This window comes from Sphaerisporangium album, from assembly GCF_003323745.1.
Classification (GTDB): Bacteria; Actinomycetota; Actinomycetes; order Streptosporangiales; family Streptosporangiaceae; genus Sphaerisporangium; species Sphaerisporangium album.
In genome coordinates, this window is the sequence record NZ_QOIL01000028.1 from 92,165 (window position 1) to 118,798 (window position 26,634).

A 26,634-nucleotide genomic window follows, 5' to 3' on the forward strand; every position below is an offset into this window, starting at 1 on the left:
CCAGGGAGGTCCCCCATGGCGCTTGACGCCTACTCCCAGATCGTCTCGTCGGTCGCCGCCGCGCTCACCCCCAAGGTCGCCAGCGTGCGGGCGGGACGGGGGAGCGGGTCGGCCGTGCTGTTCACCGACGACGGCTTTCTGCTCACCAACGCCCACGTCGTCAACGGAACCTCGACCGGGACGGTCGCCTTCGCCGACGGCACCTCCGCCGGATTCACGCTGGTCGGCGCGGACCCGTTGTCCGACCTGGCCGTGATCCGCGCCAACGGGCCCACGCCCGAGCCCGCCGAGCTGGGGGACAGCGACGGGCTGGTCGTCGGCCAGCTCGTGGTCGCGGTGGGCAACCCCCTCGGGCTGGCGGGGTCGGTGACGGCCGGGGTGGTCTCGGCGCTCGGGCGCTCGCTGCCCGCCCGGTCGGGGTCGGCCGTGCGCCTCATCGAGGACGTCATCCAGACCGACGCGGCCCTCAACCCGGGCAACTCCGGCGGCGCGCTCGCCGACGCCTCCGCCAAGGTGGTGGGCATCAACACCGCCGTGGCCGGGGTCGGGCTGGGCCTGGCGGTGCCGATCAACTCCACCACCAGGGGCATCGTGGCCGCGCTCATGAGAGACGGCCGGGTACGGCGTGCGTACCTGGGCCTGGTCACGACGCCCGCGCCGCTGCCGCCGCAGGTCCGCGAGCGGGTCGGGCAGTCGTCCGCCCTGCGCGTCAGCGAGGTCGTCTCCGGCTCACCCGCGGCCAAGGCGGGCCTACGGGTCGGCGACCTGGTGCTCACGGCCGCCCGCCGCCCGGTCTCCGACGCCCAGGCGTTGCAACGCCTCATGTTCGCCGACGCGATCGGACGGCCCCTGCCCATCACGGTCCTCCGCAACGGAGCCCTGGTCGACGTCATCACCGAACCGGTGGAACTCGGCCCGCTGACGGTGTGATCACGCCCCTTCGAGCTCTCTTTCGGGCTTGGCCGTGAGCATCGCCTGCCCGCTGTAGGCGATGCTCACCCGAGAACTCACCGCCATCGCGCCCATGGCCCTTTCCGCCGGCTTCGCGCTGGCCGTCAGCGACACTCGTATTCCCAGGCGGTGCGAAGCACCCTGTAGACGTGGGTTCGTGGGAAGTTCACGCTGCTGGAACCTCAAATGCGACCGCCTCATCTCACAGGCGAGCCGCGTGAAAAGATCTGCTCGGTTATCGCAGACTGCAGGGTCCGTGGCTCGGGTCACGTCACCACAACCGCTTGGGGCGCGACCGCTCCGTGCACTCTCCGGAGGTATTCGACGGCGTGTTCTGTGGCCGGGTCGTGGTTCAGTCTGTCCCGGTAAAAGTGCAGGCGGTCCTCACAGTCGTCGATGATCTCGCTCCAGGTCCGTGCCCAGACACGAACCCCTCCCTCCCACTCGGCGATACAGCCAGGTGGACGGTTCGGCGCGTTGGCGTCGCGCCTCACGGTCTTCTCCAACTCGGTGGAGACCACCCAGAAGTCCCAGGAAACGCGGGCGTCCCGAAACTGGGGATCGCTGACGATCGCCTCGGCGTAGCTCTTGATCTGGGCGACTTCCGCTTGACCGACCTTGACCTTGGGAGCCTTGAGTTCGACCACGAGGTGCTCCCGCCCGGAACTTCCTCGATGCGCACGCCCCAACAGAAGGTCGACGATGCCGGCCCGGCCATCCTCACGACGCACGGGGTTGAGGCGAACGGCATCCGGCTCGCGACCAAGCTCTTTGAGGTGGCGCACGAGCACCGCGTCAAGGCTCTGGTCGCTGACCATCAGCGCGTAGGCGTCGCCGAAGATCCACGTTTCGCGCTCCAGAATTTTGTGGAGCTCGGTCCGTTCCTTGACCGTCCGGCTGGTCTCCGGCTCGAAGACGAGCTTCTTCAGCGCGGCGAGGAAGTCCAGCCGGTCACTGACCTGACCGGTCGCCTTGATCACGTCTGAAAGGCTGGTCCGCTGCAGAATCCGTTTGAGCTCCTCTTGTTCCGACTGAGGAAGCCGGAACAATTCATCAAGGACCGGGTACAGCCCACTCGGATCGTGGGAGATGATCTCCCTCAGTAGCCGCAAGGTGGTCTTCTTGCTCTGCGGTACGCCGGGCAGGCGACGTGCGATCGTGGTGGCCACCTCGTCGAACATCTGACGTTCGACCGCCTGCGCGGCCAGAGCAGGTTCGCCGGAGTAGGGGTAAACACCCTCGCTCTTCCACTCCTGGATCAGCCGTGCCCGGCGTTCCTGGTCGCGCCTCTTGAAGTGTCCGCGCAACTTCTCGCGTGCGGATTCCAGCAGGTCGGCTATGTCGTCGAGCTCGGCCAGCGGCAGATTGCTTCGCCGCTCGACGAACCCGTCCCACAAGAGGTATGCCGTGAAGTGGTATCCGGGCGCTTGGATGCCCGGCGACGGTTCATCAAGGACCACACCGTTGGCATCGCAGAGAGCGAGTACACGGCCGACGTTCTTCGGCCATTCGATGACGCGCAGCAACGGCTCCGCGTTACCGGCCGAATTCGGCCAGGGCAGCTGATACTCGGCCATGTCGGTCCACACAGTGGCCGGGTCGAGTTGCGTGCCCTGGTAGGTGATCCGTACTTCGGAATTGGCCGCCAGGAACGGCGCGAAGGTGGAGGTGAGTTGCTGGGCGGTGTCGTCCTGGGACAGGCGACTGACGAAGTCCGCGGGCACCGATGCTTCGACCCGTGTCCCACATGGGCCCTCGATGTACTCAGGTTCGGATATGTCGAAGTCGGCGGGTCGATCGACCGCCCCGGTGATGACCGTGCGCTCGACCCGGCCATCGGCCGCCGTCGCCATGGTGATCCAACGGACCTGCTCGCCCAGCGCGAACGCGCGGAGCCTGCCCTGCCCGCTGCGGCCGTGCAACCCACGCTTCAGATGCGGGGAGACCTTCGCGGTGGTCTTCCATGATCCACCCAGCCCGCTGAAGTAGCCCGCGCAGGAGGCGTTCGGCATGCCATGGCCATCGTCGGTGACGCTGACCGACTCCACACCGTTCAGTTCGTTGAGGTCGAGGTCGACGCTGACATGGCTCGCCTCCGCGTCCAGCGCGTTCCAGATCATCTCCGCGACCGCGCCCACCGGATCCTTCTGGCGCGCCAGGCGCAGAAGATGGTCTGGCTTGGCTTCGATATGAACGGTGCGCACTTGGCCACTATCCCAGACCACATGCGAGACAGTACGCACGATCACTACAACACACCGTGGTGGCGGGCATCGGGGTGGGCCTCGCCGTGCCGATCAACTCCATCATGAGGGCCGTCGTTGCTGCCGGCAGCGGACTATGGAGGTGCGTATCCCCTGGTCACCGTGGCATGCTCCCTGGTCTCATGTTCACTACCGATCTGAATAGCGATTCACCTTCTGAAGGGATCGACTTCGTCCAGAGAGCGTAAAAGTGCATAGCGGGATTTACCTTGTCTATTCCAACGGCCCCGTCCTTCACGTTTGGTCCAGGTCCAGGTCCAGGTCTAGGCCGGCGCCGGCCGTCCTTTTGTTGTTCGTTCCCCTGGGCAGAACTCCGGCGGAATCTTCTCACGCGCTTCCTGAGGACCGCCCCTCGTCTGGGTCGCAGGCGCAGTGGGGCGCGGGCCGGGCCCGGCGGTCTTCTCCGGTCGGAGGGCGGGCCGGGTTGACAGGTTAGTTTCAGGTTCGTCTCATGCGGTTCTGAGATTGGTGGCCTGTGATGGTCGGGCCAAAGTCCCTCGGTTTCCGACGGAGTCCACTTGTGACCGTGTTGCGTCGTACCCTCGGCACCGCCGCTGTAGCCGCCACTCTGCTGACCTCCGGCTGCGGCGGTGGGGATTCTTCGCAGGCCGCGTCCGGCGCCCATCCTTCGCCCACTGGGTCCGGAGACGCGCGTGCGTCGTTCGCCGAGTGCATGAAGCAGCACGGTGTGGATGTGCCCCCTGGACGCCCTGGCGGGCGGCCAACGGCTCGGCCCAGCGGTTCCCCGTCCGCTCCGCCGAGCGGGGGACCGAGGGACTTCGGCACCATGTCCCCGCAGATGCGCCAGGCGTTGGAGGCGTGCCGGTCGCTCATGCCGAACGGCGGCGGCTTCAGGCAGGGAGGGGGCGGCGGCTTCGACGCGTCCGCGCTGGAGGCGTTCCGTACCTGCATGAAGGACAACGGCGCCGAACTCCCGGCGAACGGCACGGGCATGCGCGACCTGAAGACGGACGACCCGGCCATCGCCAATGCGCTGAAGAAGTGCCGCCCCCTGCTGCCCAGCATGCCTCCCCGCCAACCCGGCGCCGGTACGGACGCCCCGTCGGCCGCACCGGCATCAGGCGCGTGACGTGACCACCCGCCCCTCTTCGGTCGGTGACACGTAGATAGAAGGCACTCCTCCTCCGACGTACGGTGGCGCTGAAATCGCCCTCGCCCCTTCCCGCCGACGCGGCGCCTGCTACGGGTCCTCAGCCGGCGGGAGAAGACCGGTGCCCCTGGGGTGGGGGCATACGGGCTTACCTCGGCTCTCCTGGGGCATGACCGGTCGTATGGCAGGGAACGATGGTCTGCTCGCGGCCCTGGGGAACCTGCGGCGTCAGCTCGATCACGACCTCTTCCCGCTGGAGATCGGGGACGTCGCGTCGCATCGCCGCGCCCTGAAGGAACTCAGGGGGCAGCTCGACGACTACCTGCTCCCGCGCGTGGCCGCGATGGACGCGCCTCTGCTCGCCGTCGTCGGCGGGTCCACGGGGGCGGGGAAGTCCACGCTGGTCAACTCGCTGGCCTGCGCCGACGTCGCCGAGCCGGGAGTGCTGCGTCCCACGACCCTCGCCCCGACCCTCGTGGCCAACCCGGCGGACGAGGCGTGGTTCAGCAGGCAGAACGTCCTGCCGGGGCTGGCGAGGACGACGGGGCGCGGGCGCGGCGAGCCGGGGACGCTCAGGGTGGTCACGGCGGACACGCTGCCTGCCGGGCTCGCCCTGCTCGACGCCCCCGACATCGACTCGGTCGTCACCGCCAACCGCGAGATCGCGGCGCAACTGCTCGCCGCCGCCGACCTGTGGCTGTTCGTCACCACCGCCGCCCGGTACGCCGACGAGGTCCCCTGGGGATTTCTGCGCAGCGCCCGCGAGCGCAGCACGGCCCTCGCCGTCGTGCTCGACCGCGTCCCACCCGAGGCCCTCGAACCGGTCGCCGCCCACCTCACCCGCCTGCTCGACGAGAACGGCCTCCCGGGGACGCCGCTGTTCAGCGTGCCCGAAGTGGTGCTTCCCGAGGAGAACGCCCGCCTGCCCGAGCCGGCCGTACGGGACGTGCGCGGCTGGCTGGCCGCCATCGCCGCCGACGCCCAGGCGCGTGCGCGGGTCGTCCGCCGGACGCTCGCCGGCGCGCTGGACAGCATCACCACCCGCGTCCCGGCCCTCGCCGACGCGGCCGAGCGCCAGCGGGCCGGGCTCGCCGATCTTCGCCGCACGATCGACGGCGCGTACGGGGCGGCCATGGCGACGTTCGACGACGGGATCCGCGACGGGTCGCTGCTGCGCGGCGAGGTGCTGGCCCGGTGGCAGGACTTCATCGGCACCGGCGACTTCATGCGCTCGCTGGAGTCGCGGATCGGCTGGCTGCGCGAACGCGTCGTCTCCGCCTTCACCGGACGTCCCGCGCCCGACACCCGGCTGCGCGTCGCCCTGGAGACCGGGGTGGAGGCGCTGATCCGCTCCGCCGCGGACGCGGCCGCCGAGCGCGCCCTGGAAGCCTGGTCGGGCATGCCCGCGGGCCGTGACGTGCTCGAACGGGCGGGCGTGATCTCCGCGGGACGCCTCGGCCGCGCCTCGTCCGCCCTTCCCGAGCGCGCCTCCTCGGCCGTGCGGGCCTGGCAGGCGTACGTGCTCGATCTCGTCGCCAAGGAGGGGGCCGAGAAGCGGACGACCGCGCGGCTCGCCTCGTTCAGCGTCAACGCGGCGGGATTGCTGCTCATGCTCATGGTCTTCACCTCCACGGGAGGGCTCACCGGCATCGAGGTGGGCATCGCGGGCGGCACCAGCCTGTTGAGCCAGAAGCTGCTGGAGGCGGTGTTCGGCGACCAGGCCGTCCGTACGCTGACGCAGGCGGCGCGGGACGATCTGCGGAGCCGGGTGAGCGCGCTTCTGGATGAGGAGGCCGTCCGGTTCACCTCGTTGCTCGAAGGGGTCGGCCCTCCCGAGGAGGCCTCCGCCGCCCTCCGCACGGCGGCCCAGGACGTGCGCGTCCACCGCGGCGAGATCGACGTCCCGGCGGCGGCGGTCTCCAGCGGGGACTCTCTGGACCCGGGCGGCCCGGTCGACGCCCCCACTCGGGTGGACGGATCACGATGAAGGTGCTTCGCCGGGCCAAGGGCGTGTCGCTGGACGATCGGCTCGCCGCGCTGGCCGAGGCCGCCGACCTCGCTGAAGGACGCCTCGACACGTCCGCGGTGGCGGGAGCGCGTGCCGTCGTGGCGCGTGCCGGGGCACGCCGCAGCCTCTCGGTGGACCACACCGTCGTGGCGCTCGCGGGGGCCACGGGCAGCGGCAAGTCCTCGCTGTTCAACACGTTGTCGGGTACGTCGCTGGCCCGGGTCGGGGTCACCCGCCCGACCACGTCGGCGGCGCACGCGGCGATGTGGGAGCCGGAGGGCGCGGGCCCGCTCCTGGACTGGCTGGACGTGCCCCGCCGTCACACGGTGGGCGGGGCCGACACGTGGCATGCGCCATCGGCCCAGGACGCTCAGCCGGACGCTCCGGCCTCCGGCGACGGGGAGCTCTCCGGGCTGATCCTTCTCGACCTGCCGGACCATGATTCGATCGAGCTGGCCCACCGGCTGGAGGTCGACCGGCTGGTCGCCGTCGTCGATCTTCTGGTGTGGGTGCTGGACCCGCAGAAGTACGCCGACGCCGCCGTCCACGAGCGCTACCTTCGCCCGCTGAGCCGCCATCGGGACGTGATGATGGTCGTCCTGAACCAGACCGACCGGCTCACGCCCTCGGCCGTGGACCGGTGCCTGAAGGACCTGCGGCGGTTGCTGGACGAGGACGGGCTGCGCGGGGTGCCCGTTCTGGCCACGTCGGTGCCGAGGGACGAGGGCATCACGGAGGTGCGCTCGGCGCTGGCCGCGCGGGTCGCCGACCGGCGTACGTGGGCCGCCCGGCTGGGCGCGGACGCGCTGATGGCCGCCGACCTCCTCGCCACGGCCTCGTACGGCGATGTGTCTCCGCGGTCCGCCGACGCCTCCCTGTCCTCCGGGGCGCTCGAAGCGTCTCCGTCGCCCGAGTCGGTGGCAGATCTGGGCAAGCGGGCGCAGGTCGCCGCGCAGGCCGTGACGGGCGAGCTGGCCAGGCCCCTGACCGGCGCGCTCGCCGAGGCGGCGGGGGTTCCGCTCGTCGTGGAGGCCGTCGCCAAGGCGCATCGGCACCGCTCGATCGTGGCCACCGGCTGGCCGGTCACCCGCTGGCTCCGCCGCTTCCGCCCCGACCCCCTGCGACGGCTGCGCGTGGGCATCCCACCCGGGGGCGGCCCCTTGGTGTCCGGTTCTTCGGACATGCGCGGTTCGGCCAAGGACGGTGCGCGCGTGGGCGTCTCACCCGAGAGACGCGCCCTGGGCTCCACACCCTCGGACGACCTCGGTCCCACCGCGCCCGGTCCCACGCCTCGTCCCTTCGCGGCCGGGCCCGATGCCGCCCCGGCCGCCTTCGGACGCGCGCCGGACGCGTCCTCGGACAGGACTGTGGGCGATGCCCTCTCCGAGAGCGGTCTGCTCGGCCGTTCGCAGGACCGGCTCGCTGCCACCTCCCCGTCCGGGCGTACTTCCTCGGCCGGTCGCCCCCCGCGCAAGGGCGGCGAGCGGGACCAGGGCATGCCGGAGCGCGGCACCCCCGCCGCAGGTGTGCCCCTTTCCATCGGACGTACGTCGATCCCGCCCGCGACGGCCATCCAGCGGTCGCAGATGGACATGGCGATCAGGGAGGTCGCCTCGGCCGCCGCGTCGGGGTTGCCCGAGCCCTGGGCCATGGCCGTACGGCGGGCCTCGCGCGCGCGGGCCGACGAACTGGCCGACAGGCTCGACCGGGCGGTCTCGCTGACGTCCGTCGGCGCCGGCAGGCGGCCGCGATGGTGGCGGGTCGCCGGGTTCGCGCAGTGGCTGGTGTTCGCCGCGATGGTCGGCGGCCTGCTGTGGCTTTCCGGTCCTTTCCTCGTCGACTACATGCGGCTCCCCGAGGTGCCCACGCCCACGCTGGGCGTCGTCCCCTGGCCCACCGTCCTCCTGGCCGGCGGTGCCGCGGCCGGCACCCTGATCGCCCTGCTCTGCCGCGTCCTCGCGTCCCTCGGCGCTCGCCGCCGAGCCCGGAAGGCCCGCAAGGCGTTGTGGTCAAGTGTGGACACGGTCGGCCACGATCTCGTCCTCGCTCCGATCCGCGCGGAGCTGACCCGCGCCCACGACTTCGCCACTTCCCTGAGCAAGGCCCGCTCCTGACCGACCCTGAGCGAAGCGCGCTCCCGACCGACCCTGCGCAGGGCCGGCCCGGAGGTCATGGGTTGGCGGGCTTGGTGGGGACCTCGTGGGTGGTGGGCTGGTCGTTGACGGTCGGCAGTGGGTCCGCGGTGGGAGCGCCGGAGGTCAGGGAGCGCGGGCCGGTGTCCTCGGCGTCGGCGATCGCGGCCCTGGCGGCCTGTTCGGCGCCGGCCGCCTCGTTGCGGGCGGCCGACTTGGTGTCGGTCGTCTCGCGGGTGGCCTCGGACCTCGGGAGGGCTTCGGTGAAGGCCCTGGAGACGCCCTGGAGGGCCGAGGTGATCTCGCTCGGGATGACCCAGAAGGTGTTCCCCTGCCCCTGGGCGAGCTGCGGCAGCACCTGGAGGTACTGGTAGGCGAGCAGCTTCGGGTCGGGGTCGTTGCGGTGGACGGCCTGGAAAACCTCGTCGATGGCCTGGGACTGGCCCTCGGCCCTCAGGATGGCGGAGGTGCGCTCGCCCTCGGCGCGCAGGATGGCGCTCTGCTTCTCGCCCTCGGCCGTGAGGATCTGCGACTGGCGAAAGCCCTCGGCGGTGAGGATGGCGGCGCGCTTGTCGCGCTCGGCGCGCATCTGCTTCTCCATCGCCTCCTTGATGGTCCTCGGAGGGTCGATGGCCTTGATCTCGACGCGGTTGACCCGGATGCCCCACTTGCCGGTGGCCTCGTCCAGCACGCCGCGCAGCTGGCTGTTGATGGTGTCGCGGGAGGTCAGCGTCTTCTCCAGGTCCATGCCGCCGACGACGTTCCTCAGCGTGGTGACCGTGAGCTGCTCGACGCCCTGGATGAAGTTCGCGATCTCGTACGCCGCCGCGCGCGGGTCGGTGACCTGGAAGTACAGGACGGTGTCGATGTCGACGACCAGGTTGTCCTCGGTGATGACGGGCTGGGGCTTGAAGGAGACCACCTGCTCGCGCAGGTCGATCAGCGGGCGCACGCGGTCGACGTACGGGATGACGAAGTTCAGCCCGGGGCCGAGCGTGCGGTTGTAACGGCCGAGGCGCTCGACGTTGCCGGCCCGCGCCTGCGGGACGATCCGTACGCCGCGCAGGACCGTGAGCACCGCGAACAGCACGATCACGATTCCGGCGATGAAAGCGGCGTCCATGCTTCACTCCCGGGGATAGACGAGGGCGGTAGCCCCTTCGATCTGGATGACGTCCACCGTCGCGCCGGCCGGGATCACCAGTGTCTCGTCATAGGCGCGGGCGGACCATTCTTCTCCGTTTATTTGCACGCGGCCGTTCCTGCCGGTGACCTCGCGCGTGACGTAGGCGGACTTGCCGACCAGCGCCGACACGCCGAACCGCTGAACGGGCGGCTGGGTCAGGTGACGCTGGGCGACGGGCCGCAGGAGGACGAGGCTCGCCACGGAGGAAAGGATGAACATCAAGAGCTGGACTCCGACCGGCAGGCCGATGGCCGCGACGGCTGTCGTCAGCAGGGCGGCCGCACCGAGCAGCCCCAGTGCCGCGGTGAGCGTGAAGATCTCCGCCACCCCGAGCACCGCCGCGAGTATCAACCAGAAGATCCACGAGTCCATCGCGTCGGCCCTCCTGTAATGAGGAACGCGTTATAGCCGTCAGTGGTTCCTTAAAAGCCACGGTAGACCCATTTCGTAGCCAATGGCAGGGCCAGAGCCGAGGGGTCGCGCAGCGCGCTCCCCTTGCGCCATTCGTCCCAGGACAACTGCCAGAACCCCCACCCGTTCCACCATTCGAGCCGCCTGTCGGTGCCGGTGACGATCACGGGGTCGCCGCGCAGTGAGCTGTCGTAGAACCACGCCGCCTGGTCCGGACGGGCGTTGACGCAGCCGTGGCTCACGTTGACCTTGCCTTGGGCCCACACGTTGTCGAGGGCGTGGACGTACTCGCCGCTGTTGGAGATGCGGACCGCGTGGTCGATCATGAGGTCGTAGTAGCCCGGCTCGCCCTTCTTCCTGCCGGGGGACACCATGCGCACCGGGTCGCCCTTGTCCATGGTCAGGTGGACGCCGCTCGTCGTGGTGTACTCGCGGGTCGAGCCCTTGCCCGCGCTGATGGCCATGCGCTGGACCAGCCGGCCGTCCCGGTGGACCAGCATCTGGTGGGTCACCGTGTTAACGATGCTGGTCTGGCGGCGTCCGACGGAGAAGGACAGGATGTGGTCGGCCGTGCCGAACGTACGCGGCGCGGCGCGGACGCCGGCGAGGTGCGCGGTGACGACGACCCGCCGCCGCGCGGGCCAGAGCGTTCGCGGCCGGTAGACCACCTGGTCGTCCGCCATCCAGCGCCACGCGCCCTCCAGACGGGAACCCGGGGAATCGGAGGACCCCAGGGAACCCAGTTGGACTGCCAAGGCGCGTTCGACCGCGGCGCGGTCCCGGACGGGGCCGGTGAAGGTGAGGATGATGGGCATGCCGACGCCGACCGTCTCGCCGGGGCTCGGGATCGCCTGACGGATGCCGAAGGCGTGCGGTGCCGCGCGCGTGCGGAACCGGGTGACCACCCGGGACGGCGGGTCACCGTGCCGGGCCGGGCTCGCCGACGCCGACACGACGTACTCGGTGCCCGGCGTCAACGTCCACGTCGAACGCCACGCGCGCCGCGCGCGGTCGAACCGGCCGGGCACCCTGGCCCCGCCGGCGGAGACGTCGACGCTGGTCAGCGTGCCCTTCGCGACCATAACGCGTACATGGCGGTCGGGCCGGGCGCGGGGAGAGCCGGGCGCGGGGATGACTGTGATGGCGACGGCAGAGGATCGCGTCGGAGATCGGGGGCCGACGACCACCTGCGAGCCGCCGGTGACGAACATGAGAAGGATCACGGGCATGATCAGGGGGTGCCGCATCGTCCCGCCCTTCGTCCATCGATGATCAGAAACACGAATAGCGTATCGCTGTGTGGCGGGCTCGTGGCGCTTAGTGAGCACCCCTGTGGATAACTCGGCGGGCAACGGCCGACCCTGTGGATAACCCCGGTCACTATCCTTCGCTCGTCGGCACGGGCACGAGGCCAGGCCGTCGATGTTCACGCCTGCCTTGCAAGGCGATCCGGCGGCGGGAGATCTGGGTGATGGGCGGCAACATCTGGCGCGACCCCGAGGACGACCTGCCCGCAGACTTCGCCGAGAACCGCGACGTGCACTACGAGGCGCTGCCCAAGCCCCGCGACTCGGCCGAGTTTCATCGCCGACCTGCAGAAACGCCACGTCGTGGCGTTTAACAAGCAGAGTATCCCGACCGAGATGCGGTTGTCGGGGCGAGCTGCTAGCTTGGAGAAATGTCCAATTCACAAAAGGTCGACGATTTCCTCGCCAAGCTGGACCATCCGCTGAAGGAGGAGATGAAAGCCATCAGGGCTATCATCACCGCCAATCCCAAAATCGAAGAAGACGTTAAATGGGGTGGCCCCAGCTTCGCCTACAAGGAGGAACTGGCCACCTTCAGCCCGCGGGTCAAGGACGCCGCAGCTCTGGTCTTCCACCAGGGCGCCCTGCTCAAGGACGAGGGCGGCCTGCTGGAGCCCGGCCCCAAGGGCAAGGCGTACGCCAAGATCCGCAGCATGGGCGAGGTCGAGGCCAACAAGGAGGCGCTGGAGCAGCTCGTCAATGAGTGGATCGAACTGATGGACAAGAAGTAGCGACCGCCGGTCAGCCGGTCGATTCGCGGCAGGTCACGCGGGGCCCGCACGATGTCCGGTCATGTGCGGGCCCATGCGCTTCACCGGCCGTTCAGTGACGGCTAACCACAGTCGGCCGGGCGGCGGCGGTCTCCATCGCGATCGGACGGGACGCGCGAAGTCCGGTCCGATCCTCCTCGGGGGCCGGGGAGGCTGGGGAGGATCGTGCCCGTTACCTCGCCCAGGGCGATGGACGTGCCGCCCGGCCCGGGGGCCGTCGCGGTGATCGTCACCGTGTCGCCGTCCTCCAGGAATGTACGGATCTGACCATCCGCCAGCTTGATCGGCTCGCTGCCGTTCCACGTGATCTCGATGAGCGACCCCCGCTGGCCCGGCTCGGCCCCGGACACCGTCCCGCTGGCGAAAAGATCGCCCGTGCGCAGCGAGGCGCCGTTGACGGTCATGTGGGCGAGCATCTGGTCCGGCGTCCAGTACATCTGCCGGTACGGAGGCGCGGAGATCGGCTCCCCGTTCAGCTCGACCCGCATCGCGATGTCCAGCCCCCATGGCTCCCGTCTGCCCAGGTACGAGAGCGGCTCGGGGTCCTGCGCCCGACCGGCCACCCGCGCGTGCCCGAGCGCCTCCAGCGGCGTGATCCACGGGGAGATCGACGTGGCGAACGACTTGCCGAGGAACGGCCCGAGCGGGACGTACTCCCAGGACTGGATGTCACGGGCGCTCCAGTCGTTGACGAGCGTCACCCCGAAGACGTGATCGGCGAAATCCCCGGCGGCCTCGCCGAGGCGCGTCGGTGTCCCGACGACGAAGCCCAGCTCCGCCTCGATGTCCAGCTTGGCCGACGGCCCGAGCACGGGCGGCCGTCCGGGAGCGGGGACGCGCTGCCCGCGCGGCCGGGTGATCGGCGTGCCCGAGACGACCACCGTCCCCGACCTGCCGTGATACCCCACGGGAAGGTGTCGCCAGTTGGGCAGCAGCGGCTCGCCGTCCGGGCGGAACATGCGGCCGAGGTTGGTGGCGTGCTCCAGGGAGCAGTAGAAGTCGACGTAGTCCCCCACCTCGATCGGCTGGTGCAGCCGCACCTCGGCCAGGGGGACCAGGTGCGGCTCGACGGCCGCCCGGTTGGCCGCCGCCTCCCCGGCCTGGGCCGACAGCAGGCGCTGGACGCGGCGCCGGGTGTCGCTCCAGGCGGCGCGGCCCCGCGCCAGGAACCCGTTGAGGCTCGGCGCGGCGAACACCTCGTCGTGCAGCGCGGGCGCGAGGTCGAGGACGTGGTCGCCGATGCGCACTCCGGCGCGCGGCGCCTCGCCCTGCCTGGAGAACACGCAGTAGGGAAGGTTCGCCGGCGTGTACGGGGAGGCGTCCGCTCCGGGCACCCAGCTGGTCATCGGTGACTCCACTTCGACGGCTACGCTCACGGATGCCACCGAGCGCGACGAGGAACCCTCGGCCGCCGTCCCGGCCCGGGACGGGGCGATCAGTCCGAGCCCTCGCAGGTCGTCGATCGGCGTGGTGGTGTTGCAGGACCCGTACGAGACCAGCAGGCCACGCGCCCGCAGCACGGTCTCCGGGCGCACGGCCCGGGCGAGGTCGGCGAGCTCGTGCCGATCCATGAGCTCCAGCACCGGCACCGGATCGCGTCCCTCGACGGCCGCGCACACCGCCAGCAGCAGGTTGAGGAAGCCGTGCCGGTACACGCCGAGGCTCGGGTCCACGTGCCGTACGGCGTGGTGCAGCCCGGCGGTGGCCTTGAACGGCGTCCCCCGCAGGGCGCAGGTGCGGATGAACAGGCCGAGGTCGTGCACGGACGGGAACAGGTCCGGCGTGACACCTCCACAGCGGACCTTCGCCCCCACCCCAGGAGGAAGATGGGTGAACTCCCCGGCCGGGACCTCGACGAACAGCCGGGCCTTGGGCGCGGCCATCCGTACCCTCACGGCCAGCGCGGAGACGTCCGAGCCTGGCGGGAGGGCGGCCTCCACGAGCTCGACCTCGACGCCCGTCAGCCCGGCGAGCCCGTCCAGGTCCGGGGAGGCCGAGGGTTCGAGAATGATCCCGGCCCGGATGGGGCGCGTCAGCAACGCGCGCAGCTCGTCCAGGCGGTCGGCCGGGCACAGGAATCGGTGCGTGAGCACGGGGCTCGGGGCGTCCTCGTCGGCGTAGTGCCGGGCCAGGGCGTCGGACATCGGAAGACGGGTCGGCGGGAACAGCCCCGCGTCGTCCACGAGGTCCGTGAACAGCGGGTTCATCGGGACCCGGAGGTCAGCGGAACCCGAGGCCGCGCCCGGCCCCGGGACGACGGCGCGCGAGCCGGGCCGCCCGGAACCGGAGGCCGCGCCCGTCATCGTGCCCACGTCCACGCGTAGCCGGGGTCCTCGCAGGCGAGCGCGGCGTCGCCCAGGTCGAGCGGGCGGAAGGTGTCGACCATGACGGCGAGCTCGCTGGTGACCGTCACCCCCTGGCGCACGGCCTCGACGGCCGCCTCCACAGCCCCCGGCTGCGGCCCGTGCGTGAAGCCCGCCGGGTGCAGCGAGATGGAGCCGACGTCGATGCCGGACCCCTTGCGGGCCGTGTAGTCCCCGCCCGCGTAGAACATGAACTCGTCGGAGTCCACGTTGTGGTGGTTGTAGGGGATCGGCACCGCCTCGGGGTGGAAGTCGAGCGGCCGGGGGCAGAACGAGCAGATCACGAAGCCCGGCCCCTCGAAGGTCTGGTGGACGGGCGGCGGCGCGTGCGTGCGCTTCACGATCGGCTCGAAGTCGGCGATGTTGAAGGCGTACGGGTACAGGTAGCCGTCCCAGCCGACCACGTCGAACGGGTGATGGGCGTAGGTGAGGCGGGTGAGGCCGCCCCGCGTCCTGACCAGGACCGGGGTCTCGGAGTCCTCCACGATGAGCGGCTCGCCGGGCGCCCTGAGGTCGCGCTCGGAGTACGGCGCGTGCTCCAGGAACTGGCCGTACTGCGACAGATAGCGCTTGGGCGGGCGGATGTGCCCAGCGGCTTCGATGGCCAGCGCCTTCACGACCGTGCCGTCGAGCGGCACCCAGCGGTGGATCGTGCCCGTCGGGATGACGACGTAGTCGCCCTCACCGGCCTCGATCACCCCGTACGTCGACTCGAACCGCACCCGGCCGCTCGCGATGTAGACGCATTCGTCGCCCTTGGAGTCGCGGTACAGCTCGCTCGGCCGGTCGGCGGCGGCGTACGACATGCGGACGTCCCCGTTGCCCGCCAGGACGCGGCGTCCGGTGACGAGGTCGCCGCCCTCGGACAGGTTCTGGGTGCGGAAGTGGCGCGGGGACAGCGGGAGGTTCGGGGAGAGCGCGGCGCCCGATCCCTCGGTGACGGCCTCGGCCTTGACGATCGCGGTCGGCAGGTGGCGGTGGTAGAGCAGCGAGGAGTCGGAGGAGAAGCCTTCCTCGCCCATCAGCTCCTCGGCGTACAGCCCGCCGTCGGGCCGCCTGAACTGGACGTGCCGTTTGCGCGGCACCTCGCCGACCGTGCGGTAGTACGGCATCGGACCCTCCATCGTGTACGCATATCGGACAACACTGTCCTCTATACGTACGACGATCCGTCATCGCCCCGCCGATGTCAACTTCGTCACCCCGTCGCGACGTCGGCAGTTCGCACAGAAAAGGCCAGGCAGCGGATGGCGGAAGCCCGGAATCTTGAAGACCTGGATCACGGGCTCGAGGACTCCGGGCGCCGTATCCGGGGGAAGGCGCACGCCCTCACCCGTGGCCCTCGCGGCGGCGCTTCACGCCATCAGGCGAGGGCCCCGCCTCATGCCCCGGGCACCGGTTCCCTCTCATCGCATTCGCTTCTACGGCACCGGGCGCCAGTCGGTCCATGGCCGGGGCCCCCGCTCGCCGCGAATCGACGCCAATCGCCGATCGACCTCGTCACGCCGGGCAGGGTTCTCTGCGGCCACCTGGGCTGCCATGCAGGTCATGCGGAACTCTCGGATGTCCCGCAAGGTCTCGAATCCCTCCCAAGGGGTGACGTCATAACCGTAGACGGCGACGAAGTCCCTGTAATCCTCGACCGGAATGCCTCCCAGCGTGAACGCCTTCACGGCCGTGGAAACAAGATCCCACTCTGGAGGACCGACCGAGCTTCGTTCCAGATCCAGCAGCACGACCTCGCCGCCGTCGGTGGACACCACATTGCCGACCCAGGCGTCACCATGGACGACACACAGGGGGCGGCCTGGCGGCAGGTCGGCGTACCGCTCCATCAGGTGCTTCAGGTGATCGCGCATCCAGGCGCGATCGGCCTTCGAAAGCGTGCGCGCGTGATCGATGCGCTCGGTGAGCCTTACAAACGGGTTCAGGGGGGCGATAACGGTGTCGGACGGGACCGTCAGCTCGTGCAGGCGTCGCAGCGCGGCTGCCACCTGCACCGCCGTACCGTGCCGATGTGGCGGCAGTTCCCGCCAGAAGGTCACCGCTCTGCCGTCGACGTCAACAGGCTGGACGACGTCCGGCAGCGCCTGCACCGCACGTATGCCGGAGGCTTCCAGCCATCGGGCGATGCCCACCTCGCGAGCGGCGGCCGGCACCTGGCCCGGGCGGGTCACGCGAGCGATCACGCCTCCAGGAAGCTTGTAGATCGCGTTCTCGCCCTGACGAACCAGCGTGGCACTGGACACGGCGAGTCCGGCCTCTTTGCAAGCTCTCTGTAGCACCTTGAGGGCCGTCTCCCCGGAAGATCCCGTCACGCCCGCACGGCTTCCTTGATGTGGCCACGGAGTTCTGCCACGGAATCGCGACGCTGGTGCGAGGCGGTCATGCGATAGAGCTCGCGCAGATCGTCGGCCGCGCGCCGGGATCGAACAGTTCCTGCGTCGCGTACGGCGTGTCCTCCGATGGTGGCGGCCTCGTCAGGGTCGCCGGTCGCCATGGTGAGAGTGGCGAGCTTGATACCGCTGATCGCTCGGGACCGAACGTAGACAGGGCTGTGACCGTGCACCGCCGCCGTGAGACGGCGGGACGCCTCGTCGGAACATCTCTCCTGGAGGGCGATGTCGAACAGCGCATGCCCGGTGTCACCGGAATGCTGGGCCGCGTCGTAGTAACGCATCCAGGGAGCCTCCTCCTCTGGCCGGACACGGGCGAACTCCTCGTCGGCTAAGCCCACGGTGTTGACGGTCACCTGGAAACGTCCGAGCTTGGCCAAGGCCCGGGCACGAGCGGACAGCAGCATGGCGCGTTCCGCGGGTGTCAGCCGATCAGAGCGAACCAGAGCCAGTTCGACGAGGGTCATGCCCGTGTCGGGGTCGCCGCACCAGATGGCCTGGCGAGCCATGCTGGACAACACCTTGGCACGCAGATGCCAGTCGTCTGCCTCCTCAGCACATGCCAGCGCGAGCCGGAACATACGTCGCGCGTCGTTGTGAGCGTAGGCGTCGAACGCCATGAAACCTGCGGCGTGGCCGAGGACCCCCACAGCCGCGTGGAGGTCGTCGTGGAGTCGCGCTGGGCAACGGGCCTTGTCAAGCAGGGCGACCGCCTGGCGTAGCTGCGCGTTGACGGCCTCTCTGACCAGACTCCCGCCATAGGTGTGATCCCAGGTAGTGAACAGGCCCGCGATGGTACGGATCTCTTGAACATCTGCGGGAGTGACCACAGCGGGCACCGTGGGCGGCTCGGTGGAGGCCAGCAGGTCCGCAAGAGGAACCGACAAAGCGGTACCGAGGGCCGCACGGAGAAAATCTTTACGGTCCACATCGGCAACGGTAATCGCTCCAGGAGCATGGCGACGAGGGCGGCGGAAGCCGAGATCGCGGTCGGCGCACGCACCGAGGACGTCCCGTAGTGCCGCTCGGTAATCGGCGTTCGGCCAGCTCACCAGCCCTCGCTCCAACTTGCCGATGTAGTTCGCCGTCAGGCATGCCACACGTCCCAGACGCTCATGCACCCAGGCATTGACCAGGTCGGCCAGCTCCTGGCGGGACATTGGCTCACCGGACTCGTGGGGCGATTCGCGCTGTTCACGTGCCTGGCGAAGCTGGTGATTGGGCTGCGGCATGGCGGCTCTCCTCTCGGCGCTGCGCGCCGTCATGGTCGCACAGAGTGGCCGCCGAGGCGTTGCGAATCTGCCCGCAATCTGCCCCTGGGCTGCCCCGCTGTACGGCGTTCCGTGGCGGCCGTTCGGTAGCCAAAGTGGAGCCGTCCCGCACCTCCCGCCGAATGGGGAGCGTGATCGCAATGTTCCGAGGCTCAAGGAGTGGCCCATGAACACGATCGTCGATGCTGACCAGCCCTTCGACCTGGATGTTCGCGTCCTGGAAAGTAGCGGGGGAGCCGCGAACCTGATCAATCTCACTGACGACGGGTGCGGCAGCACCTGCGCCAGCCCGTGCGCCACCGCCATGGGCTAGGCAGCGTGAACCCGATGGCGGGCGATACCGGCCCGCCATCGGCTGTCTGTCGCGCGTTGGGAGAAGAACATCACCGGGGAGGGGCTCATGAAATCCGGACATGGTTCGCGGCTCTATCGATGTGCCGACCTTGTGCTGGTGAGGGCTGCTGTACGCGCCGAACTGGCGGTGCCGCCCTGGCCGTGCATAAGCAGTGGTGAGCCCCCAGAGGTACAGCGGTGGCGGGACTGGCTGCAAGAGGTCTGGACGACGGACGAGGTGGCCGAGGCCATCGAGCACGCCAGCCCCGTTCTCGCGGAAGGGGTGAGAACGGTGTGCGCGATGCGCTACCCCGAGCCGCGGCAGGCACGCCGCACGGTGCTGTCCGTGGCCAGGTACCTTCTGCGGATGACCGGCCGAGCCACGCCGTTCGGCCTGTTCGCCGGGGTCGCGGCCGCGTCCGTCGGCCCGGAGCTCCGGCTGGCCTGGGGAAGTGGGCACCAGGCCGTCGCACGAGTTGATGCTTCCTGGCTTGCTGCTGTGATCGCACAGTTGGAGTCGTGTCCGCAGCTCGTTTCGCGGCTGCCGCTGGTGCTCAACAACCTGTGCTTTGTGCGCGGCCGACGCTTGATCGTGCCTCAGGGCCGTTCACAGGAGACCGATCACGGAGGTGTGGCCGAGATATCAATGCGGTACACGGCAGCGGTCCAGGCTGCCGTGGAGGCGGCCAGATCACCGATCCGAGGCGAAGATCTGGCCACGAAGCTAGCGGCCGAGTTCCCGGATGCGCCATCGTCGGTGATCGAAGGGCTGCTGAACGAGTTGGTGAAGCAAGGAGTGCTGCTCAGCGGCCTGCATGCACCGAGTACGACCATCGATGCCTTCAGCCATCTGCTGGAGCAGCTGGAGATCGTCGGTGCGGGGGACGTTCCGCAAATGGCGGGTCTGCTGTCCCGTCTGCGAGAGATCAGGGCGGGACTGGACCATCACAATGGTGACGCAGCCGAGTCGCCCCGGCATATCCGAACGGCCATAGCACGTCTGATGACGGCGCTCAACGATCACGCACGACAGCCGCTGGCTGTCGATGTACGGCTGGATTGCCGTCTCGTCCTACCACGACAGATCGCAGACGAAGCCGAAGTGGCGGCCTCGGCGCTGGCACGCCTGACGGCCTCCCCGTTCGGCACGGCCGCCTGGCAGAGCTATGCCACGCGGTTCTTTGAACGTTACGGCACCGGTGCTCTGGTTCCGGTCCTGGACCTCGTAGATCCCGACATCGGCCTCGGCTTCCCAGCAGGGTACCTGGGCAGCACCGCGCAGACGCTTCGTGTGAAGGTATCCGCCCGGGAGGAGCGGCTACTGGAGCTGGCCCAGGCCGCGGCGCTGGACGGCCGGCAGGAGATCGTCCTCAATGATCGGTTGGTCGACGAGCTTTCGGCTGGCGACCTCACGCAGGCGCAACCGACGCCACACCTGGAGCTGTGCTTCCGCCTTCAGGCGGCTTCTAAGGCCGCGCTTGAAAGGGGGGAGTTCCACCTGGCGATCGTCAGCGTCTCACGCGGTGTCGGTACGCTGACCGGAAGGTTCATCGGCCTGCTGAAGCGGCCCGACCAGCAGCGTCTCGCCGCTACCTTCGCGCACGTCCAAGCCAACGATCCCGAGACGTTGCCGGTGCAGCTTTCCTTCCCGCCCCTTGCTGAGAAGGCCGCGCAGGTGACACGCGCTCCTGTGCTGCTGCCGACCCTGATCCGGCTTGGTGAGCACCACAACCCGGACGACGGCACTATCCGGTTGGACGATCTGGCGGTGGGGTGCGACGGCCGCCGTCTGTATCTGGCCTCGCTGAGCTCCCGGCGGAGGCTGGAACCCGTGATTCCGCACGCCTTGGACCTTCGCGCGCACACCCCGCCGCTCGCACGGTTCCTCGCCGAGGTGGGCCGGGCTCAAAACGCCGTGGTCACCGGTTTCGACTGGGGCGTGGCCTCCCGTCTACCGTTCCTGCCGCGCATCAGGTACGGACGCATTGTGCTGTCCCCTGCCCGCTGGCTTCTCGGCTCGGGGGAACTGCCAGGCCGCGACGCGTCGTTCGCGCAGTGGGAGCAGGCCGTGACGGAGTGGTGTGCTCGGCGACGCGTGCCCAATCGTGTCTACCTGACCGAAGGGGACCGGCGGCTACGGCTCGACCTGAAGCAGGAAGGCCACCTCGCGCTGCTGCGCACGCATGTGGATCAGGCCCAGAGCACCGTGTTGACGGAAGCCCCCGAGCCCGGCGCCGACGGGTGGTTCGACGGACACGCTCACGAGATCGTCGTCTCGATGGTGGCTTCGCGGGCACGCTGGCCGCCGCCGCCCAAAGTGAGCGCGGCCCGGCTGATCAGCCGCGACCACGGCCATCTGCCCGGGACGTCGCGGTGGCTGTACGCCAAGCTGTACGGACACCTTGACCGGCAGGCCGAAGTCCTTGCCGAGCACCTGCCCGCGCTGCTGGCGGGATGGGAAGAACCGCCGGACTGGTGGTTCATTCGCTACCGAGATCCGGAGTGGCATCTGCGCCTGCGGATCGCGCTGCCCGACGCCGAGCAGTTCGGGTGGGCCACCCACCATGTCAGCACCTGGGCAGCCGACCTGCGGAGGCAGGGGCTGCTCCGGGATCTGCAATTCGCCGCCTACTACCCCGAGACCGGCCGTTGGGGCAGGGGAGCGGCAATGGCTGCGGCCGAGGAGGTGTTCACCGCCGACTCGCGTGCCTTGGTCGCACAGTTCGCCCAGCGATCACAGCCCCATCCGCAGCCCCTTGCCGCCGCCCATTTCGTCGCGATCGCGACCGCCTTCATGGGCAGCACGGCAGGCGGGATGCGGTGGCTGATCAAGCACGCGAAAGTTCGCGCCTCCGATCCGCTTCCCCGCCACCTACTCGTCGAGGCGGTCAGGCTGGCCGATCTGGCGGACGACTGGGCGGCGCTGCGTGCCACCCCCGGCGGTGAGGCGATCGTCCAACCGTGGCTGCCCCGCCACGACGCCCTGACCCGCTACCGTGCTCATCTGACCGGCGTTGACGGCATCGCCTCGGAGGCCGTGCTCGACTCCTTACTGCACGTCCACCACATTCGGGCCGTCGGCATTGATCGCGACGATGAGCGCACCTGCCTGCGCCTGGCCCGTGCCGCTGCCCTCGCCTGGGACGCCCGTACCAATGAGGGCAGGGCATGATGCCGCATCGGCAGGACGCCGTCAGGGCCGTCGCCGACGCGATCGCCGACCGCTTGGCCTCGCCTACCACAGTTCGTGGCCTCCACCTGCCGCAGGGCTGGTGGCCCCAGTCCCTCGCATACGGCGCAACCGGGATCGCATTGCTGCACATTGAGCGTGCCCGCGCCGGCTGCGCGTCCTGGCGGCATGTTCACGACTGGCTCGCCTGCGCCGCAGGCGGCGAGATCCTTACCGGAAGCGACAGTCATCTCTTCTACGGTGCGCCCGCGCTCGGATTCGCCATGAATGCAGCATCTGATCTTCCTGGCCACTACGCCCGCGCTCGTGATGAGCTCCACCGCCACATCGCCACGACGACCCGTCGCCGCCTGGACCGCGCGCACGCCCGCATGGACCACGGTCGGCTTGCCACATTGGCGGAGTTCGACGTCATCAGAGGACTTGCCGGAATCGGTGCTTACCTGCTGCGGCATGAGCCGCACGGTGAGTTGATTCGCGCGGTGATTTCATACCTCGTCCGGTTGACCGAACCAGTGAAGGACGGCGGTGAGCTCCTCCCGGGCTGGTGGACCGACCTGAACCCGGCAGGCCGCCGATCTGAGGACTTCGCCGGCGGACACGGCAACAACGGCGTGGCCCATGGCGTCTGCGGGCCGCTGGCGTTGCTGTCGCTGGCTCTGAGGGACGGAGTCGTGGTGGATGGCCACATTGACGCGATTCAGCGGATCTGCGCGTGGCTCGACGACTGGCGTCAGGACGGGAAAGCCGGCCCGTGGTGGCCGTACTGGGTGACCCGGACCGAGTTGCGTGAGGGGCATCACAGCAAGTCAGGGCCATCGCGCCCGTCGTGGTGCTACGGTACGGCCGGGCTCGCACGCGCTCAGCAGCTCACCTCCCTGGCCACCGGCGACCTCACGCGCCAGCGGATGGCTGAATCGGCATTGGTCAGGGCCCTTACGGATCCGGGACAGCTCGCGGCGATCACTGACTCCTCACTGTGCCACGGCTACGCCGGTCTGGTGCACATCGCCTGTCGTGCGGCCACCGACGCCGTCACTCCGGACGTGGTCGCCTGCCTGCCGCGCCTGCTCGGCATGATCATTGAGGACGATATCGACGCCGACAGCGTGGCCGCGTCGCTGCTGCTCCGGCCCGGTGATCCAGGGCTACTCGAAGGGGCCGCGGGCATCGCCTTGGCCCTGCACTCCGCGCACTCCGGTGTACCTCCCGCCTCAGGCTGGGACTCATGCCTGCTCATCAGCTAACCGAGCCACCAGGGGAGGATCGGTCATGGAACACGGTGACTGGGCCCAAGCGGTCATCGAATTCACCGATCGCGAGACCGCCGAGCAGGTCGCCGTGGAGTGTCTGCACCCCGAACTGGCGGGAGCGCAGGCGGACGGTGCGATCACCGGCTGGTGGTTCGTCCGCAAGACACCGTACTGGCGTTTGCGTTACCTGCCTATGGTCAACGACGTGCCGCATCGTCTCGCGCACGTCCTTGATGTTCTGGCCGCTGATGATCGCATCGTCGGATGGACGACCGGCATTTACGAGCCGGAGGTGCACGCCTTCGGGGGAAGTGCCGCCATGAGGGCCGCCCATGATCTGTTCGCCCGCGACAGCCTCAACATCCTCGGCTACCTGGGCCGTCAAAGGGCCGTTCCACCGGGCACCCCCTGTCTGGGACGACGGGAGGTCGGCATTCTGCTGTGCAGCGTGCTTATGCGCGGCGCTCGGCAGGATTGGTACGAGCAGGGAGACGTCTGGGCAAAGGTGGCTCAGCACAGAGCCTCCGCACCCTCTCTGCCCCCGAGTGCACGTGCCCGCCTGAAGGCCGCCCTATACAAGCTCATGACCGTCGAGGCGATTCCTACCGGCACGCCAGCAGGCAGGGACCCGCTGACCGCGATCTCCGACTGGTCCGGGGCCTTCCAGCATGCAGGGGAGTACCTGGCCGACCTGGCCAGGCACGGAGAGCTGCAGCGTGGCCTGCGTGCCGTCCTCGCCCATCACGTGATCTTCCATTGGAACCGCTTGGGCTTGTCCTACGCGGAGCAAAGCACATTGGCACATCTAGCGAAAGAGATAGTGATGATTGAGCAGGAAAGCGCCGCGGTGGCACCCGAGACGAGCGCCGACCCCACCGAGGTCGCAGTGGAGACCCAAGTCGTCCCCACTGCCGAGCGGCTACGACACGCTCTGGCGGATCAACTACGTGACAAGGGTACGGTGCGCAGTGAGCGGGTCGATGAGGCGATCCGCTCGGTGCCCCGCGACATCTTCGTGCGCCGCTTCGAGCCCTCGGTCAGTCTGGAAGAGGCATATGCGGACACACCGATCTACACCAAGTTCAACGACTCAGGGGTATCGGTCAGCGCCGTGTCACAGCCCACCGTCAACGGCCTGATGCTGGAACTCACCGACGCGCAGGAGGACATGCGGGTCGCGGAGATCGGGGCCGGCAGCGGCCTGTTCGCCGCCTATCTCGGATACCTGGTCGGTGAGAAAGGACAGGTCTTCACTGTCGATGTCGACCAGGACCTCGTGGATGCGGCCCGAGCGAACCTGGAGGCGGCAGGCGCGCGGAACGTCACCGCCATCCTGGGAGACGGGGCGCTCGGCCACCCTGAGGCGGCACCCTACGATCGCATCGTCGCCACGGTCGGAGCCCATGGCATCCCCGTGGCCTGGCTGGACCAGCTCGCCCCGGATGGCCGGCTGATCGTGCCGCTTCGGCTACGCGGCACCGTGTCCCGGGCTATCGCGTTCGAACGGGATGCCGACAGACCCTGGCGCAGTGTCCGCAGTGAGATGTGCACCTTCATGCCCCTGCGCGGGCTCGCCGACGACGCCCGGCACATCGTAGCCCTGACCCCTGACGGCTCCGTCGCCCTCCAGACCCACAGGGAGCAGGCTGTGGACGAGGCCCGGTTGGTCGGCGTTCTCAACAAGCCGATCACCGAGGCGTGGACGGGGGTGAAGTTCCGCGGACTCGAGTCACCAGAGTGGATGGAACTGTGGCTGGCCTGTGTGATGCAGGGGGGCCTGAGTCGCATGCCCGTGGAACAGTCGGCCATCGACCGCGGCCTGATCAAGAGGCCTTACCCGAGCTCCTGCGCGGTGGTGGATAGGGGCGACCTCGCCCACCTGGTACGGCGACCCGCCGAACGCGCTCCGGATGGCGGTCAGTTGTACGAGTTCGGTGTCGTCGGTTACGGCTCCGGCGGCGATGAATTGGCCGGACGTGTCGCCGATGCGCTCCGCACCTGGGACCGGGACTACCGATCGCGGACCGTCCGGTTCGAGATCCAGCCCCTGGACGCCGAACCGACCGAGTCAAGGCCGGGTCGGTTCGCCTTCGATACTCCGCTCAACCGAATCGTGATCGAGTGGCAGTGACGTGCACCTTGATCAGATAGTGCGGCGGTTTCCCCTCGTGGCCCGCCCGCGCCCGGCCTGCATCCCGCTCGGGGCACGAGTGGCCAACCTATGCGCCCTCGCAGAGTCGGCCGAGCGCGAGGGCGACCAGGCCTCGGCGTCCGCCGTCCTCAACCAGGCCGCTCTCCTGGTTTCGGACGTCGGACTGCCGGACCTTGCCCGCCAGTGGTGCCATCGACACGCCGAGGTGTACCTGCGCGCCCTTCCTATGGGCGCGCAGGCCGCGCGCCGCGGACTCGAACCCCTGGTCAACCTCGCACGCCTACACATCCGGGCCGGCGACGGCCCCAGCGCCTTCGCGCTGCTCGGCACCCTCTACCAGGCCATCACCTTCCGAAGTGACACTGTCATCGACGGCATCCCGGTACCTGCGGCCACACTCATCGCCTCAGAGCAGGACCATCACGAACTCCGGCAATGGCTATGGACCGTCCACGTGGCTGACAGCGCCCGGGCACTGGTCGCCGCCGGCCACTGGCAGGACGCCCACGCTCACCTGCGGCGAAACCGGGGCATTGGTCAACGCATGCTCGACGGGCGCCAGGTCGCCGTGATCGCCCACACCTTGGCGGGCGAGCCGGACACCGCCCTTGCGCTCCTCGACGAGACCGCCCCCGGCGAGCCGTGGGAGAACGCGGTGACCGCCTGCCTTACGGTGCTCTGCAGAAGAACCGCAGGCCAGCCGATCGAGGCGGGCATCTGCACGATGCTCGAGCACTACCAGCGGCCCGCCCCGACAGGTGATCTGTCGGTCTTTGCCACACGGCTGGGTCTGTCGGTGATCGATGCCGCTGGCGGGACTGAGGACGCCATCGCATTCGCTGTCGCTACCAAACTGATCGAGCAAACGCTGGCATTTCGCGACGGATACGCGGCACGCGATGTTCTGGCGCACAAGAGGTGCGCGACGGTCCTGAGCGTCGGCCAGACCCGAGCGCTTGCCGAGCTGGTAGAGGCGTGCGCCCTGGGAAGCGGCACTATGCCACCGGAGATGCGGGCGAGTCTTTCGGACGCAGTAGCCACTAGCGAGGCGGTCATAACACCGGGATTGCGGCAGAGAGCAGTGGGAGTCCGTCCCCTCGAACGAGAGCACGGACACGCGACGGATGGAACTGGTAGGAAGCAGGAGATCTCGGTTACGCGCCCTCCTCGTGGCAGGCGCTTTCGGTGAGCCGGCCGCCGCTGAACTCGGCGACCCGGGCCCGGAACTTTTCACGTGCCTGGGGTTCGAGGAAGAGAGCTTGGGTCGAGATGAGGGCTTGATTGAACTGATGGCTCAGCGGCTCCGAGCCTCTTCGTTGGGGGCGATTTCCGCCGCTCCCTTCCGGAGTTCGACGACCTCGCGAGCGCCTACGAGAGCATCGAAGGAGCGTCGGGGGACAACCTGATCCACTGCCGCCGCCACGCCGCCGACTGCCGTCCCGAGCATGACGAAGACGACGAGCAACACGAGGACGAGGACTGACCATATGCCGTCCACTTGCCCTGGTCCGGCCTCCGTCGCCGGCCCGGCGGATG

Annotated in this window: 22 protein-coding genes; 11 read left to right on the plus strand and 11 right to left on the minus strand. The window is 69.2% G+C overall.

From position 1 onward, the window contains the following. The first annotated feature begins 15 nt into the window (after positions 1–15). Positions 16–930: a S1C family serine protease gene (locus tag DQ384_RS35650; RefSeq protein WP_114033284.1), complete on the plus strand. Its 915-nt coding sequence runs from the start codon at positions 16–18 to the stop codon at positions 928–930. Here the strand turns inward: DQ384_RS35650 and DQ384_RS43860 are convergent, their stop codons facing one another. Further along, positions 931–1,065 carry a hypothetical protein gene (locus DQ384_RS43860; protein WP_281274170.1) on the minus strand — a complete coding sequence of 45 codons (135 nt, stop codon included), beginning with the start codon at positions 1,063–1,065 and terminating at the stop codon, positions 931–933. It abuts the gene before it with no gap. 152 nt (positions 1,066–1,217) lie between these two features. Continuing rightward, positions 1,218–3,155 (minus strand): ATP-binding protein, encoded by a 1,938-nt coding sequence (locus DQ384_RS35655; RefSeq protein WP_114033285.1) that lies wholly within the window; start codon positions 3,153–3,155, stop codon positions 1,218–1,220. Between the two features lie 847 nt (positions 3,156–4,002). Here DQ384_RS35655 and DQ384_RS35660 point away from each other — a divergent pair. From DQ384_RS35660 to DQ384_RS35670, 3 genes are all read left to right on the plus strand, one after another. Beyond that, the gene (locus tag DQ384_RS35660; protein WP_114033286.1) at positions 4,003–4,305 is read left to right on the plus strand and encodes a hypothetical protein; all 303 of its coding nucleotides are present in this window, start codon (positions 4,003–4,005) and stop codon (positions 4,303–4,305) included. A 202-nt stretch (positions 4,306–4,507) separates the two neighbouring features. After that, positions 4,508–6,313 (plus strand): GTPase family protein, encoded by a 1,806-nt coding sequence (locus DQ384_RS35665; RefSeq protein ID WP_245967022.1) that lies wholly within the window; start codon positions 4,508–4,510, stop codon positions 6,311–6,313. Further along, entirely contained in the window at positions 6,310–8,448 is a 2,139-nt protein-coding gene (locus DQ384_RS35670; protein ID WP_114033287.1) for a GTPase, read from the plus strand. Before DQ384_RS35665 ends, DQ384_RS35670 begins: the two co-directional genes overlap by 4 nt. A 55-nt stretch (positions 8,449–8,503) precedes the next feature. Here the strand turns inward: DQ384_RS35670 and DQ384_RS35675 are convergent, their stop codons facing one another. The 3 genes from DQ384_RS35675 to DQ384_RS35685 are packed head-to-tail and all read right to left on the minus strand — an operon-like array spanning position 8,504 to position 11,310. Further along, positions 8,504–9,589, minus strand: a complete 1,086-nt coding sequence (locus DQ384_RS35675) for an SPFH domain-containing protein (RefSeq protein WP_114033288.1) — start codon at positions 9,587–9,589, stop codon at positions 8,504–8,506. Between the two features lie 3 nt (positions 9,590–9,592). Next, the gene (locus tag DQ384_RS35680; RefSeq protein WP_114033289.1) at positions 9,593–10,024 is read right to left on the minus strand and encodes an NfeD family protein; all 432 of its coding nucleotides are present in this window, start codon (positions 10,022–10,024) and stop codon (positions 9,593–9,595) included. A gap of 50 nt (positions 10,025–10,074) precedes the next feature. After that, positions 10,075–11,310, minus strand: coding sequence for a L,D-transpeptidase (locus DQ384_RS35685; protein WP_114033290.1), 1,236 nt, complete (start codon positions 11,308–11,310; stop codon positions 10,075–10,077). A 224-nt stretch (positions 11,311–11,534) separates the two neighbouring features. On the opposite strand from DQ384_RS35685, the gene DQ384_RS41770 reads away from it, so the two are divergent. Together DQ384_RS41770 and DQ384_RS35690 are read left to right on the plus strand one after the other, a co-directional pair. Beyond that, entirely contained in the window at positions 11,535–11,684 is a 150-nt protein-coding gene (locus tag DQ384_RS41770; RefSeq protein WP_181871593.1) for a hypothetical protein, read from the plus strand. Positions 11,685–11,741: 57 nt separating this feature from the next. Next, entirely contained in the window at positions 11,742–12,101 is a 360-nt protein-coding gene (locus tag DQ384_RS35690; RefSeq protein ID WP_114033291.1) for a DUF1801 domain-containing protein, read from the plus strand. Positions 12,102–12,202: 101 nt separating this feature from the next. Here the strand turns inward: DQ384_RS35690 and fahA are convergent, their stop codons facing one another. From fahA to DQ384_RS35710, 4 genes are all read right to left on the minus strand, one after another. Beyond that, complete coding sequence (gene fahA, locus DQ384_RS35695) at positions 12,203–13,486, minus strand: fumarylacetoacetase (RefSeq protein ID WP_114033324.1); 1,284 nt, start codon at positions 13,484–13,486, stop codon at positions 12,203–12,205. Positions 13,487–14,439: 953 nt separating this feature from the next. Next, on the minus strand, positions 14,440–15,615 hold the full coding sequence (locus DQ384_RS35700) for a homogentisate 1,2-dioxygenase (RefSeq protein ID WP_114033325.1): 1,176 nt from the start codon (positions 15,613–15,615) through the stop codon (positions 14,440–14,442). 309 nt (positions 15,616–15,924) lie between these two features. Then, positions 15,925–16,752, minus strand: coding sequence for a phosphotransferase family protein (locus DQ384_RS35705; RefSeq protein ID WP_245967023.1), 828 nt, complete (start codon positions 16,750–16,752; stop codon positions 15,925–15,927). 65 nt (positions 16,753–16,817) lie between these two features. Beyond that, the gene (locus DQ384_RS35710; RefSeq protein WP_220183308.1) at positions 16,818–18,164 is read right to left on the minus strand and encodes an NsdA family TPR-like regulatory protein; all 1,347 of its coding nucleotides are present in this window, start codon (positions 18,162–18,164) and stop codon (positions 16,818–16,820) included. Between the two features lie 172 nt (positions 18,165–18,336). On the opposite strand from DQ384_RS35710, the gene DQ384_RS35715 reads away from it, so the two are divergent. The 5 genes from DQ384_RS35715 to DQ384_RS35735 all read left to right on the plus strand — a co-directional run bounded on the left by DQ384_RS35715 (position 18,337) and on the right by DQ384_RS35735 (position 26,287). After that, on the plus strand, positions 18,337–18,483 hold the full coding sequence (locus DQ384_RS35715; protein ID WP_114033294.1) for an FxLD family lanthipeptide: 147 nt from the start codon (positions 18,337–18,339) through the stop codon (positions 18,481–18,483). 258 nt (positions 18,484–18,741) lie between these two features. Then, positions 18,742–21,675 carry a lantibiotic dehydratase gene (locus DQ384_RS35720; protein WP_220183309.1) on the plus strand — a complete coding sequence of 978 codons (2,934 nt, stop codon included), beginning with the start codon at positions 18,742–18,744 and terminating at the stop codon, positions 21,673–21,675. Continuing rightward, positions 21,672–22,940, plus strand: coding sequence for a lanthionine synthetase C family protein (locus tag DQ384_RS35725; RefSeq protein WP_220183310.1), 1,269 nt, complete (start codon positions 21,672–21,674; stop codon positions 22,938–22,940). Before DQ384_RS35720 ends, DQ384_RS35725 begins: the two co-directional genes overlap by 4 nt. A gap of 25 nt (positions 22,941–22,965) precedes the next feature. Continuing rightward, entirely contained in the window at positions 22,966–25,077 is a 2,112-nt protein-coding gene (fxlM, locus tag DQ384_RS35730; protein ID WP_114033296.1) for a methyltransferase, FxLD system, read from the plus strand. A gap of 79 nt (positions 25,078–25,156) precedes the next feature. Beyond that, a complete protein-coding gene (locus DQ384_RS35735) occupies positions 25,157–26,287 on the plus strand; it encodes a hypothetical protein (RefSeq protein WP_181871594.1) in 1,131 nt (376 codons plus the stop codon). Here DQ384_RS35735 and DQ384_RS44330 read toward each other — a convergent pair. Both DQ384_RS44330 and DQ384_RS35740 read right to left on the minus strand, forming a co-directional pair. Continuing rightward, complete coding sequence (locus DQ384_RS44330) at positions 26,253–26,396, minus strand: DUF6119 family protein (RefSeq protein WP_425451550.1); 144 nt, start codon at positions 26,394–26,396, stop codon at positions 26,253–26,255. The two genes, DQ384_RS35735 and DQ384_RS44330, sit on opposite strands and share 35 nt — an antisense overlap. Beyond that, positions 26,393–26,596, minus strand: coding sequence for a hypothetical protein (locus tag DQ384_RS35740; RefSeq protein WP_114033297.1), 204 nt, complete (start codon positions 26,594–26,596; stop codon positions 26,393–26,395). The genes DQ384_RS44330 and DQ384_RS35740 overlap by 4 nt, the downstream gene beginning before the upstream one ends. Between the last annotated feature and the right edge of the window lie 38 nt (positions 26,597–26,634).